The sequence below is a fragment of the Cytobacillus sp. genome (assembly GCF_964223445.1).
GTDB lineage: Bacteria > Bacillota > Bacilli > Bacillales > Cytobacillaceae > Cytobacillus.
Window position 1 is genome coordinate 20373 of the sequence record NZ_CAXQGS010000104.1, and the last position, 12636, is coordinate 33008.

A 12636-nucleotide genomic window follows, 5' to 3' on the forward strand; every position below is an offset into this window, starting at 1 on the left:
CGAAGAAAAAAGAGCTCCTCCTGGGAACTCCTTTCTATATGGAATTAATATAATCCTTAATCATTTTACGATCTGGCGGCTTCCAACTACCTTTCTAAACTCCATTACATACCCCATAGTATTCTCCTAAATATAAGACTTTCTAATTTTATTCGGTATTTTAAAGATAAATCCTTCCAAAGAAAATTTATGGAATTATATGTTAATATATAGATATATATTATTTAACTAACAGGCAGTTATTGAGCTTAATCGAAAGGAGGATTTTATGAGCACCCAAAATAAACACACCGCAAAAGCAATAGGACTTTCATTGTTAATAACTATATTTGCCTTTTTCAATATGGATAATCCAATACCTTATACAGCAATATATATACTCTTCGTATCTGTTGCTTCTTTCATAAGCATTTATTTGATTTCAATGATTACTGCAAAAGCATACCAAAAGTTTGTTAAGCACATTGGCTGTGATTAAAAATCCTTTTAACCTAATGGCATATTTGTGAAGAAATGAGATCATATTGCTATTCCTCTACATTTAATTTTCTTCTTCCGCAAACCAAGCAAGTGCCTTCTGCTCCATTTCCTTCACAAATGTATTTTTTGCTTGGCTATACTCACTCGTGTCATCAAACCTTTTTGCTAATTCTTCCTTAAATTTAGTGTACCTTGCTGCTTCAGCAGGATGGGACCGCAGATAATCCCTTAATACAAGGTGCCGTTCTATTTGGGGGTTATCGAATTGATAGAAATGCAAATGAGAGATCGGGTTTCTCCGCCTTTTCGAAATAATCTTCTGCCTGTAATTCCCCATTCACCAGCAGCCTCATATCCCAGGTTTTTCATTTTTTCATTAAATTCATCTATCTTCTTGATGTCTTTCACAATACACATCATATCGATTACAGGCTTTGCCTTCATCCCCCGGACCGAAGTGCTGCCAAAATGTTCACATTTTATAATGTCATCTTCAAAGATAGTTTTTAGAAATTGAGCCTCTTTTTGAAACATGTGTGCCCAATTGTCGCTAAATTTAGTAAGCCGGATCTTCATTTGGATACCTCCCTTATGAAACTTCCATTAGGTAATCTATCCCCAATTAGTTATTGCCCCAAATCTTTTCAACCACACCAATCCCTGCCAATCAAACTCCATCCTGCATTAACAAAAATTAATTGATTAACTTCAAACCTATTTTATGTAAATCATCCTCTGTATTTGTTGCTTCCTGGCAGTTTTTTTAATTCATTCCAGGCTTTAATGGCTTCTTCTCGATTACTGCCTTTGTTTATTGCGTCCGCAAAGTAATCTCTGGTGAACTGAACTGATTATATTCAAATTGAGAGACTAGTTGATTCTTATACGACGGATCCTTGTTTCTTTTTTCCTGTACAGCATCACGATATGTTTTTCCGGAATTTTCTTTAAAATAATGTTTAAAAAAAACGACCTATCATGAATATGTATCTTTCACAAATAAAATATCCCAATTTCTTAGAGGAAATTGGGAATCTAATGCTATACTATAATTTCAATTTACCTATATGAATCATGTATAGGATGAAACAAGTCTTCCCCAGCATTTCTGACAACTGAAAAATGTTCCACATTGTAATGGCCATGAAGAGTATCATTATGATGCTTGATAATTTGTTCTGCACTTAAGGCATCGCTGTCCGTTGTTGAATGTCCATCACCTACTAATGTGACATCAAACCCACTAATAGTTGCGGTTCTAACTGCACTGTCTATACAGTGCTGGGTTTTACACCCCATTATAACAACATGCTTCACCTTTTGAGATTTTAGGTGATCCAGCAGTCCTGTTCCATGAAAAGAATTCGTTGCAGCTTTATCAAAAAACTTTGTCTCCTCAGGCACATTAATTTCTTCGTGAACCTGAAATCCCTTGCCTTTCCCTTCAGCAACATCTATATCCCTAACAAATACAACTGGAACACTGCATTGCTTTGCTTTTTCAATCACTAAATTGATATTCCCAATAAGCTGCTCTTTATTAAAAACTTTACTTTCTTCCAGATTCCCATCAATTAACTCTTGTTGGGCATCAATAATTAATAAGGTTTGATTCAAATGATTTTCCCCTTTCAATACCTTTAAAATTATTTTAGTCCTGTTCCTCTTAGTATTTTCACGCCAATATATTTGTTTGTCATAATATCTGCCTCCTAAATTAAAACATTGTCCAAGAACGTTATCTAAATTTTTAGACATTTTAGATTTTAACATACTAATCAGTTTAATAAAATATGTTAACGTTACTTTTTTAAATGCTTTACTGTGAAACCTGGACGTTCATAAAAAAAGGCCGCCTGAGTGAGGCGGACCTTAAAATAATTGACCCTGAAAGATCAAGTTATATTTCACATTCTCAGTTTAATACGCTCGCGCAAACCAAACCGTATGCTTCGCTTCTTTACCACAATGGATGCATGTGTGCTTAGTTGCCGGAGGGTTGAACGGTATGTTCCTTGTTGTGAATTTTGTTTTTTCTTTTACACTTTCTTCACAGGCGTCTTCTCCGCACCAGCCAGCTAAAATCCAGCCAGGAATGGTGTCATTTAATTCGGATTCTGCTATGTGCTTTTCTAACTGTTCCATTGTATCGATATGTGTGTGCGAATTCTCCGAGCGGAATGCTTTTGCTTTTTCGAATAGACGATTCTGCATGGTTTCAAGCTCTTTTTTAATGCTGTCTACAATGGATTCTAATGGTACGGAAACTTTCTCGTCTAGATCACGTGCTTTCATCAAGCCATGATTTTGGTCTAAATCACGCGGGCCAAGTTCAATTCGCACAGGTACGCCTTTTAGTTCCCACTCATTAAATTTATAGCCTGGTGATTGATCTGAATCATCAAGACGGACACGAATTCCTTCTGCCTTTAGTGCGGCAAAGATTTCGTCCAGCTTCTCCATAATGGCAGGGTTCTTTTTCCATGGCCCGACTGGAATCAGCACAACTTGAGTCGGTGCTATTTTTGGAGGCAGCACAAGACCTTGCTCATCTCCATGAACCATGATGACGGAGCCAATTAACCGTGTAGACGTACCCCAGGATGTAGTATGGACATAGGTATGTTTATTTTCTTTATTCAAATATTTGATATCGAAAGCTTCCGCAAATTTTGTACCTAAGTAGTGTGAGGTACCTGCCTGCACAGCTTTTCCATCTTTCATCATCGCTTCAATGGAAAAAGTATCAATCGCACCGGCAAAGCGTTCTGATGGTGTCTTTTGTCCATCATAAACCGGAATCGCAAGTAATCCTTCTACAACTTCTTTATAAATGGCCAGCATTTGCATGGTTTCCTTACGCGCATCTTCTTCATCCACATGAGCCGTATGGCCTTCCTGCCATAAAAATTCAGAAGTGCGGATAAATGGAAGAGTTTTCTTCTCCCAGCGGAATACATTTGCCCATTGATTGATTAATAATGGCAAATCCCGATAACTCTTAATCCAATCTGAATACAAATGTCCGATCATGGTTTCAGAAGTTGGACGCAGTGCCAGACGTTCCTCCAGTTTCTCTCCGGCAGCTTCTGTTACCCACGGAAGTTCTGGTGAGAACCCTTCAATGTGATCCTTCTCCTTTTGAAAAAAGGCTTCTGGAATTAACATAGGGAAATATGCATTGCGGTGACCGGTTTCTTTGAACCGCTTATCCATTTCTGCCTGAATATGTTCCCATATTTCATATCCATCCGGCTTAAAGGCAATACAGCCGCGAACTGGGGTGTAATCAAATAATTCAGCTTTTTGAATTGTATCAAGATACCATTTTGTAAAGTGGTTTGGTTTTTGAGACATCTTCTCTTCCTCCTGAAAAGTGATTTAAAAAATAAAAAAAGCATAAAGAGTCCATCAAAAGGACGTCTTTACGCTAATAGACGTGGTACCACCTTAGTTCGACTTTAATCACAATATAAAGTCCTCTGTACGTTTGTAACGAAACGACCCGGTTAGCTTTACTAACATCTCCGTGGCAGGGTTCAATAAGGAGAGGTGATATAGCTTTCAGCCCAGGCTATATTTTCTGTTTCACAATCCTTATTTACTTGATCACATCATTGATTCCATATATATAAGTTAATATATCAACTTGTCAAAGGCAATTCAATATTTACAGGAGTTTATTTTCCATTTTAAACAGCCTGCCCCGAAAGGCTGTAAACCAGGTTAGCTAAAAAGACCCTCAGCTGACCAATTTTAAATGTTATGATAAACAAGTATGTTAACTATGTTTATATTTAGTTAACATTCAAACATAAAAGTTAAATTGGGGTGATTTTATGTATAAGCTTCGGGGCCATCATCTTTTTTGCCTACTGGGATATCGGGGAATGGGCTATTCCCAGGAATACGTGGAAAATATGACACGTTTGCATCAAGCCTTGAGAGACAATCCCAGGACATGGGTACAGCTTGTAAAAGGGCCAGATCAGCTGTGTGAAAAGTATCCCAACTCAGGTGAATACCACTGTGAACACGACGATATTTACGCAAGAGATGCCATTATTTTAGAAAAACTGGGACTTAAAATTGGGCAAATCCTGTATTGGAAGGACATTGAGTCGAGCATCCAAAAGTATGCACTTCCCTCAGATATACAAACTGTTTGCGAAACGTGTTCCTGGCGTTCATATGGCGTTTGTGAGGAAGGTATTCAGGATATTCTTTCAGGGAAAGGATTAAGGGAAGTAAAATAACCTTACAATTTTAAATGCCCATTCTTAAACTTGCTTGAGAACTGTATATCTGGCAACAGCCATTAAATTATTATCCCGTCTCCCAGGTATTGGTCCAGTCCTTATAGAATATATGTAGGTAAAAAAGATAATGGAGGAATTAACTTGGCATTTGTGGCTATTTTGACGGTTGGACGGCTGAAGCATTCAGAAGAACACCCTGCCTCCAGGGAGTTTTTTGAAGCGGGAAATGAAGTCATGCGAGAGGCTGCTAAAACCGGGCACCTCATAAAAGAATTCTCACCAAATAGAGCGAAGTTCCCTGAAGAAACGATTAAAGGAGAGGGTACCCCCATTCTCACCTTAACAGTATGGAAAAACCTTCAGTCTTTATATCAGTTTACTTATTCTGGCCTTCATAGGCAGGCATTGCTGGACAGGAATAAGTGGTTTGGGCCTCTTCCAGAGAGACAGCCAAACTATGTGGTTTGGTGGACAGATATGTTATCGGATGTATCCTGGAAGGAAGCTTTCAAAAGATATGATTTTTATATCCAGCATGGGCCTGCTTCTTTCGCATTTGACTTTAAGCATGCATTTGATGAACTTGGCAAGCCGGTCTTGGTTAAATAACTAGGCCAAATCTTTTGCTCAGCATAACCTGCTTCAGCCGTTTAGACTCTGCCTGCATTTTAGCAAAGCATGAGAATGGTTCAGGCTTTCAACTTAAACATTAAAGACAGCAATATAGTAATCGGAACTAACCAGGAGCTCCGTCATCCAAGTAAATCAGCCAAACATTCTTCTGATACTACGTTAATGCCATTCCTTTTAAGCAAGGCAGACGTAACTCCATCTCCAGGTATTTTGTTGCCCTTAAACTCGCCGTTATAAATCATTGAACTTCCACAGGAGGGGCTATACTCTTTTAGCACCACTGTGGTAACTTGCAGTTCTTGGGCTTTTCTTAGCGTAATATAGGCTCCTTTTATGTACAAATCCGTAACATCTCTGCCTGATTTTTCAATTACCTTAGCTTTGCCATCAAGAACATCTGCTCCATCACCATCTATTATTTCAGCAGGTTCTCTTGGTGTTGAAAAACCTCCAAGCACCTCAGGACAAACAGTGATTGCCTGCTTCTGGTCCAGCATTTGACGGATCTTTTGATTTAAGCAATGAGTGCCGTTATATCTCACTTCCAACCCTGCTAAACAAGAACTGACTAATATCATTCATGACACCTCAATCTAATAGTTATTCTTCCAGTTAAAAGAATCCATGATTATCTAACCGATCGGACTTTATTGCATTGATTGTCTTATTAACTATATACACATAGCAACTCTCCTCAGCATACTCCCCAAAAAATGATACTTTTCTTCAATATATTTGTATAGTCATAAAGACAGGGAATTACCGGTTCTTAAACAAATCTATTAAATAGAAAAGCTGTGATGTTATAAACGATAGCAGTAATACAACTATTGTTCCAAATATATAAACCGCTTCTACTGCCGGGTTGCCTCCACCCATGAATACTGAACCAAATATAAAAAAGAGTAAGACACTTACGATTGCAAATAAGAAAAAAATACTAATATACTTTGACATAGCATCCCCCATTAAATCTATTTATATCTATCTTTAATTTCATTCATTTCTTCTTTAGTATTTCCTTCTTTCATTGCATTGGTATGCTTTTTCTTAAACATACTAATGGTTTCCAATAAGAAAAGTTTATGTTTAAAGTAAACAAAAAGGAACGGAAAATCCATTCCTTTTTGATGTTTATTATTTAGTGAATTTCGGTTTAAAATCACCCTTATAAGGTTCATGTTCAACAAACACCGTTATATCTTTGCCATCTTTGTCTTTACCCGTTCTTTTATACGTAAATTTATTCTTATTAAGTTCGGTAAGTTCAAGCGCTGCACCATACTTATTAGCTCCAATTGAAACATGGGCTCTTATTTTATTTTCGTTCACAATATCAAAGTAGCCAAAATCACCGCGGGATTCACCTGTTTCAAGATTGAAAAATTCATATTTATTAGTCTTGTCATCAAATTTTGCCAGACTTATAAACATCGTATTATACTTTGTTACATCATTGCCGTCTTCATCTAATACCTTTGTTCCGTTCCAGAGGGTGCTGCCTAAAATTTTATCTCCATCTATGTCTTTAACAATATCTCCCGTAACAGCATCCAGCTGCTTGTCCGGATCAGTAAAAGAAAGCTCATTTTCTTTATATGGAACATGTTCAACGAATACCTCTACGTCGTTGCCATTAGCATCTTTTCCCATTCTTTTATAAGTAAAAATATCTTTATTTAGTTTTGTCATTTCAACAACAGCTTGATAATTCATTGTTTCTGAAATTAATATTCTCTTCTTCCCATCGTTGGTGATAAAGAACGTTCCCTTATCGCCGCGGCTTTCGCGCGTCTCCACATCGAAAAATTCATATCTTCCTGATTTCACATCATATTTCGCAAGACCAATGAAGTTTGCATTCTCTTTTGTTAAGTCGTTCTTATTTTTGTCATACACTCTTGTACCTTGCCAATTTGTGCTGCTGAGAATGTTAGCCATTTCCTGTCCCTTGGTTAATTGATTCTTTTTAGTCTCTTTAACCGCTTGTTCCTGCTTCTGCTTACTATGATTTTCCTGGGCGTTTGCACCAGCGCTGCACCCCGTTGCTACTAATGTAAATCCAAGAAGGATTGATGTTATTGCTTTTGCCTTTTTGTTCATTTTTATGACACCTCATTCTCATTTTTGGTGGGTCTTAATAATTACAGGCCTATTTTGCTCCTGCTGTTAACAAAATACGTTCAATCTCTTTAAATCCTTTCTCACGTGCATGCTGCAGAGGAGTTACATTATTTCCATCCGGAATATTCACATCCGCCCCGTGGTCGATTAGCAATTGCACAGTTTGCTGCTGTATTACATTTCCATCATTCAAAATAATTGCTTCCAATAAAGCTGTCCAGCCGAGATCATTTACATGATTTACATCAATATCTGTCTTGGACAGAAGCTCCTTGATGGCATCTATATGGCCATGTTCGGAAGCAGGAATCAATGCAGTTCCACCATAACGGTTCACTATCGCCGGATCAGCACCTGCTTCGATCGTAAGCTTTAGAATCTCAACATACCCTTCTGCACCGGCATATAAGAAAGGGTTGTTTTTCATGTTATCCTGAATGTTGACGTCTGCCCCCGCTTTAATCATGACTTTAGCGGTTTCGACATCATTATTGTAAGCTGCAATCATTGCAGCAGTTCGTCCGTCTGAGTCCTTCTTATTTAGACCAGCACCTTCCTCTATCAATCTCTTTATTGTTTCTGTTTCTCTGCGCTCTGCAGCTTGAAGCAATAATTCACTCATATCCATATCTTCCCTTACCTCTTTTTCCTGTGTTTTTGTATCTGCATTATTATCCGAGACACAGCCTTGAAGGAGGATCAAGCCTCCAATCACTATTGTTAGCCAACCCCGCAACTGCTTCACCTGCCTATCTTCTTTAAATAAAATGACTCTGATTAGTTACTGCCTCTATTATGTTAGTACCAAAATGTAAACTCCCTCTAAATAAATTCTTAAAGAAAGATAAACTTAATCTTAAATTTTCTTCATATTTATAAAAAAATAACCGCCACCTTTGTGACGGGTCTAAATAAACACATAAAATAAATTAAACATTGAATCGATAACCGGCTCCCCAAACGGTTTCCAAGAATTTCGGCTGTGCAGGGTCTCCTTCTATTTTCCCTCGTATTTTTCTGATATGAACGGTGACTGTTGAAACATCTGCAGCTGACTCCAGCCCCCAAATCTTTTCATAAAGCTGTTCTTTGCTCAATACTTGATTTGGATGCATGACAAGAAATACTAATAAATCAAATTCCTTTGTTGTAAACGGAGTTTCTTCTCCGTCAATATAAACTTTGCGCGCTGACTTATCAATTGATATTCCATGAACGAAAATTGTATTTGTTTGAGTTTGCTTTCCAGCTAAACGCTCATATCGCTCAAGATGTGCTTTCACTCTGGCTACCAGCTCACTCGGACTAAAAGGCTTGGTAATATAATCGTCCGCCCCTAAACCGAGACCCCGAATTTTATCGATATCCTCCTTTTTAGCTGACACAAACAAGATAGGAATGTTTTTAACTGCGCGTATCTGTTTACATATTTCAAACCCATTTACTCCTGGAAGCATGATGTCTAAAATAATTAAATAATAGTGCTCTTGAAGAGCCTGCTGGAGTCCTTCATCACCAGAATGTTGAATATCGACACGAAACTTATTTATTTCTAAATAATCTCTTTGCAATTCTGCAATACTAACGTCATCTTCAATAAGCAATATTTTTTTCATATTTTTTCACCTTTCTTTAGGGAAAAGAATATACTTGTACCTTTACCTATCTTGCTTGAAGCCCAGATTTCCCCTCTATGCTCCAAAATTATTTGTTTCGCGATCGCAAGTCCTAAGCCGCTTCCGCCTGTCTCGGAACTTCTTGATTGTTCAGCACGGTAAAAACGTTCAAAAATATTTGGCAAGGCAGAGGGTTCTATCCCTTGCCCATTATCTTCTACTTTAACAATTACATCGCCTAATCGTTCATGAAGAGAAATAGAAATCTTCTTCCTGTCTTTGTTCATATATTTAACACAATTGCTTATTAAGTTGGCCAATACTCGTTTCAATTTCTCTCTATCCGCTTTCACGCAGATTGGTTTATTCAAAAGATGAAGCTCCATATGGATTCCTTGCTGAAGTAAATCCAAATAAAGTTCTTCTGCATAGTCTTTCATATATTTATCCAGTTCGATAGTCTCAAAGTGGAATGGTTCTTTTTTTAAATCCAGCTTGGAAAATAGGAACAGCTCATCAATTAATGAATCCATGTCCATTGCTTTTAAGTACACAGTCGACAAATACTTTTCCATCTTCTGAGGGGTATTGGCTACACCATCTTTAATCCCCTCTACATATCCAATAATCGAAGTGATAGGTGTCTTCAAATCATGAGAAATATTGGTCAGAAGCTCTTTTCGATTTTCTTCGTACCGAAGCTGGAGGCTTATCGATTCTTTTAGCTTTATTCTCATTTCCTCAAACGCCCTGTTTAACTGTCCGATTTCATCATTTGAAGTCGCCTTGATTTCAAAATTTAAATCTCCTGATTTAATTCTTTCGGCACCTTCTTTAAGAAATGAGATAGGTTTAATAATGCTTCGTGAAACTAAAAAATTCAATATACCAATAATCATAATAAACAGGAACAGTAAAAGTCCGGATAAAATAGGGAACAATTCTCGAATGAGTTCAGCAGAGGAACTGGCCTTTCTTAATACGAAAACACTTCCTTCCCTCTTATCCGGAAAATAAAAATCAAACTTCACATACGTAAATAAATCGTCGTTGAGTTTAATGGTGTCTCGCGTGTTAATGTTTGTTTCTTCAAACCCCGGAAGAGATTTAACCAATGCCTGCTTGTTAAGAGCAGGGGAAGCGTACTCGACTTTGGTACCCTTTCTAACAACTATCCCGATATCCTCCTGCTCAATCTTTTTGAGCTCCTTTTCATTAAGGAGCTGGTTCGGATTATTCTTAGCAAAAAGCTTTAAATCGAGAAACACACTTTCTTCAACTGTTGTTAAAGGTTTTTGTATATACGATTTTTTATAAAGATGCTCTATAGATCTTACATCACCTGTTATGGCAAAAATAATTAAAAAACCTGCTGCCAATAATAAAGTGATTGAAAAAAGAATCACTCCAATATAAGACAGCAGAAACCTCATTTTAATGGACATCTGTTTCACTCACTCTGTTATAAAAATTTTCATCAGATCATACCTTATTCTTAGCATTCAAGATAGTTTTATAAACCTATTATCCAGATTAAGAAATTAAAAGAACTATATCACATAAATCTTAAAACTTTCTAAAATATGTATGAAATATTTCTAAACAGTTAGCAAAAGTGATTAATTTCCATAGAACTATGCCCGAAATGTTTTCCCAAGATGTTCGCCCAGTCCATAGTAGTGCCTGAAATTATAAATGAGGGGACTCCATTCATGAGGGTTCACATGATGATCATCCTTAAGGATGGATGTATGCGCATGGACCTTTAATGCCGTTACTTCCACAATGGCAAAGTGAGAGTCATGTTCCGGAACTCGAATGTGCTCCACCCTGCTCTCGATCTGAAGTGGACATTCCAGGATTCTAAAGGGCTTTACAATTTCTGCTTCCTTCTTCGTAAGGGAGGCTGCTGAGAATTTATCTTTTTCAAAACGGAATGAATTGATCCTTTTATATTCCGGTAATGGGTTCTTGCCTGTCAGCGGGGCTAAAGCTTCTACATTCTCCCAAAGGCCAGGATGAGGAACGTTTACAACACATTCAGGATGACTGCGAAGGTTATCCAATGCTTTTCCCCCTTCCCCGATTCCAAGGACAATGCATTCCCCTAATGCCCATGACGAGGATAAGGGGCTGATGTTGGATGTCCCATCTTCATTAAGTGTTGTTAACAATATCACTGGAGTTCCATAATATAAGATTTTAGGCTGAATCGACTTGGTGATTATTTGGTTTTCTTCCTTTTTCATTGCAGTTTCCTCCTGAACTTTTTTACGAATATCATTGTAAGGGGTAAATATTTCAATTATCATCGAAATATGGATTACATGGAGGAATAAGATATGAATATGAATTCAAATGTAGCAAAAGTCGCTTCTTTGGTCAGTGAACCAAGTCGGGCAGCCATACTAACCGCCTTATTGGATGGCCGGTATCACACTGTAAATGAACTGGCCCATATGGCCCGGATTAAACCGCAAACGGCCAGCTTTCATCTCAAAAAAATGCTGGATGCTCAAGTGGTTTCAGCAGAAAAACAGGGAAGGCACCGATATTATGGCATCATGAATCAAGAAGTTGCCCAAGTGATGGAATCCTTTCTATCTATTGCGCCTGCTGCAGAAATTAAATCTTTTAAACATGCCTCTGAAGATAAAGCGATCCGCTTTGCCAGGACGTGCTATGATCATCTCGCTGGAAATTTAGGTGTGCAGCTAACTGAATCGTTAAAAAGAAAAGGATTTATTACAGAAGAAGATGATACATTTAATATTACGGAAGATGGAAAAGCATTTTTTCACTCCATGCAAATAGACCTGACCTCATTGAAAAAGAAGCGCCGCTCTTTTTCCCATAAATGTCTGGACTGGAGCGAAAGACGCCATCATCTTGCAGGCGCACTGGGGAATGCCATCCTGGAGAAACTTCTGGAACGAAATTGGATACAGCGCATCCCTAAAACCCGCGCCATCAAAATAACCCCTCATGGAATGAAGGGACTTAAGGAAACATTTGCTATAGATATGGATAGATAAAATAAAATGGTTCCTACACTTTTAGATGTGGGAACCCCCGTTCTTAAACCCCTTTACTCAACCCAGCCACTGCTGATTGTATGCTGCGATTCCCAATATTGCCCCCACACCTGCACCAAATGCTAAACCCCAAATTGTCCACGTCGCTTTTTTATTCACTTGATTTTTATCCTTTTCTTCCATGTCATCACCTCCTCACACAAGAAGACCTTGCTCGTAAAATCACTGAATGGGCCCTCTTGCATAGTAAGCAGGTGTTATACTACATGCTCTGATAAATTTATATTTAAATTCTTCTGCCGAAAATGATTTCTATAAATTATTGGAAAATCCTTCTTATTACTCCCGCTAGTTCTATAGAAAAGAGCTGCTTCCACAATCTCCACCCTGGAAATCCTGCTTATTGAATGTTGTGAGGCTCAAAAGTCATATGGTATATTCTATTAGGTTATTTGTACTATAAATAGCACTTTTTTTATTGGTGAAGAG

The 12636-nt window shown here is 37.8% G+C and carries 14 protein-coding genes, 1 pseudogene and 1 other annotated feature; of the genes and pseudogenes, 4 read left to right on the forward strand and 11 right to left on the reverse strand.

Annotated features, from left to right (window positions below; translation table 11 throughout):
• Nucleotides 1–268 precede the first annotated feature (268 nt).
• Nucleotides 269–478 (forward strand): hypothetical protein, encoded by a 210-nt coding sequence (locus tag ACEQ1T_RS18675; RefSeq protein WP_370224181.1) that lies wholly within the window; start codon nucleotides 269–271, stop codon nucleotides 476–478.
• A gap of 63 nt (nucleotides 479–541) precedes the next feature.
• On the opposite strand, the pseudogene ACEQ1T_RS18680 reads toward ACEQ1T_RS18675, so the two are convergent.
• The 3 genes and pseudogenes from ACEQ1T_RS18680 to proS all read right to left on the reverse strand — a co-directional run bounded on the left by ACEQ1T_RS18680 (nucleotide 542) and on the right by proS (nucleotide 3837).
• Nucleotides 542–1056, reverse strand: a pseudogene (locus ACEQ1T_RS18680) (GrpB family protein).
• Between the two features lie 483 nt (nucleotides 1057–1539).
• Nucleotides 1540–2097, reverse strand: a complete 558-nt coding sequence (locus ACEQ1T_RS18685) for a cysteine hydrolase family protein (protein ID WP_370224230.1) — start codon at nucleotides 2095–2097, stop codon at nucleotides 1540–1542.
• A 303-nt stretch (nucleotides 2098–2400) separates the two neighbouring features.
• Nucleotides 2401–3837: a proline--tRNA ligase gene (gene proS, locus ACEQ1T_RS18690; protein WP_370224183.1), complete on the reverse strand. Its 1437-nt coding sequence runs from the start codon at nucleotides 3835–3837 to the stop codon at nucleotides 2401–2403.
• A gap of 55 nt (nucleotides 3838–3892) precedes the next feature.
• Nucleotides 3893–4107: a binding site (T-box leader), on the reverse strand.
• Between the two features lie 212 nt (nucleotides 4108–4319).
• Between proS and ACEQ1T_RS18695 the strand changes: the two genes are divergently transcribed.
• Complete coding sequence (locus ACEQ1T_RS18695) at nucleotides 4320–4736, forward strand: DUF1284 domain-containing protein (protein WP_370224185.1); 417 nt, start codon at nucleotides 4320–4322, stop codon at nucleotides 4734–4736.
• A gap of 153 nt (nucleotides 4737–4889) precedes the next feature.
• Entirely contained in the window at nucleotides 4890–5348 is a 459-nt protein-coding gene (locus tag ACEQ1T_RS18700; protein ID WP_312886300.1) for a DUF3291 domain-containing protein, read from the forward strand.
• Between the two features lie 143 nt (nucleotides 5349–5491).
• On the opposite strand, the gene ACEQ1T_RS18705 is transcribed toward ACEQ1T_RS18700, so the two are convergent.
• The 7 genes from ACEQ1T_RS18705 to ACEQ1T_RS18735 form a co-directional block, all read right to left on the reverse strand.
• Nucleotides 5492–5950: a DUF523 domain-containing protein gene (locus ACEQ1T_RS18705; RefSeq protein WP_370224186.1), complete on the reverse strand. Its 459-nt coding sequence runs from the start codon at nucleotides 5948–5950 to the stop codon at nucleotides 5492–5494.
• 181 nt (nucleotides 5951–6131) lie between these two features.
• Entirely contained in the window at nucleotides 6132–6329 is a 198-nt protein-coding gene (locus ACEQ1T_RS18710) for a hypothetical protein (RefSeq protein ID WP_370224187.1), read from the reverse strand.
• A 180-nt stretch (nucleotides 6330–6509) separates the two neighbouring features.
• On the reverse strand, nucleotides 6510–7475 hold the full coding sequence (locus tag ACEQ1T_RS18715) for a DUF4822 domain-containing protein (RefSeq protein WP_370224188.1): 966 nt from the start codon (nucleotides 7473–7475) through the stop codon (nucleotides 6510–6512).
• A gap of 49 nt (nucleotides 7476–7524) precedes the next feature.
• Complete coding sequence (locus ACEQ1T_RS18720) at nucleotides 7525–8232, reverse strand: ankyrin repeat domain-containing protein (protein WP_370224232.1); 708 nt, start codon at nucleotides 8230–8232, stop codon at nucleotides 7525–7527.
• Between the two features lie 193 nt (nucleotides 8233–8425).
• Nucleotides 8426–9112 carry a response regulator transcription factor gene (locus tag ACEQ1T_RS18725; protein WP_370224191.1) on the reverse strand — a complete coding sequence of 229 codons (687 nt, stop codon included), beginning with the start codon at nucleotides 9110–9112 and terminating at the stop codon, nucleotides 8426–8428.
• On the reverse strand, nucleotides 9109–10557 hold the full coding sequence (locus ACEQ1T_RS18730) for an ATP-binding protein (RefSeq protein ID WP_370224192.1): 1449 nt from the start codon (nucleotides 10555–10557) through the stop codon (nucleotides 9109–9111). The genes ACEQ1T_RS18725 and ACEQ1T_RS18730 overlap by 4 nt, the downstream gene beginning before the upstream one ends.
• A gap of 189 nt (nucleotides 10558–10746) precedes the next feature.
• Complete coding sequence (locus ACEQ1T_RS18735) at nucleotides 10747–11361, reverse strand: flavin reductase family protein (RefSeq protein ID WP_206845010.1); 615 nt, start codon at nucleotides 11359–11361, stop codon at nucleotides 10747–10749.
• 93 nt (nucleotides 11362–11454) lie between these two features.
• Between ACEQ1T_RS18735 and ACEQ1T_RS18740 the strand changes: the two genes are divergently transcribed.
• Nucleotides 11455–12147 (forward strand): helix-turn-helix transcriptional regulator, encoded by a 693-nt coding sequence (locus ACEQ1T_RS18740; protein ID WP_206845011.1) that lies wholly within the window; start codon nucleotides 11455–11457, stop codon nucleotides 12145–12147.
• Nucleotides 12148–12204: 57 nt separating this feature from the next.
• On the opposite strand, the gene ACEQ1T_RS18745 is transcribed toward ACEQ1T_RS18740, so the two are convergent.
• Nucleotides 12205–12330, reverse strand: coding sequence for a hypothetical protein (locus ACEQ1T_RS18745; RefSeq protein WP_280516126.1), 126 nt, complete (start codon nucleotides 12328–12330; stop codon nucleotides 12205–12207).
• Nucleotides 12331–12636 lie beyond the last annotated feature (306 nt).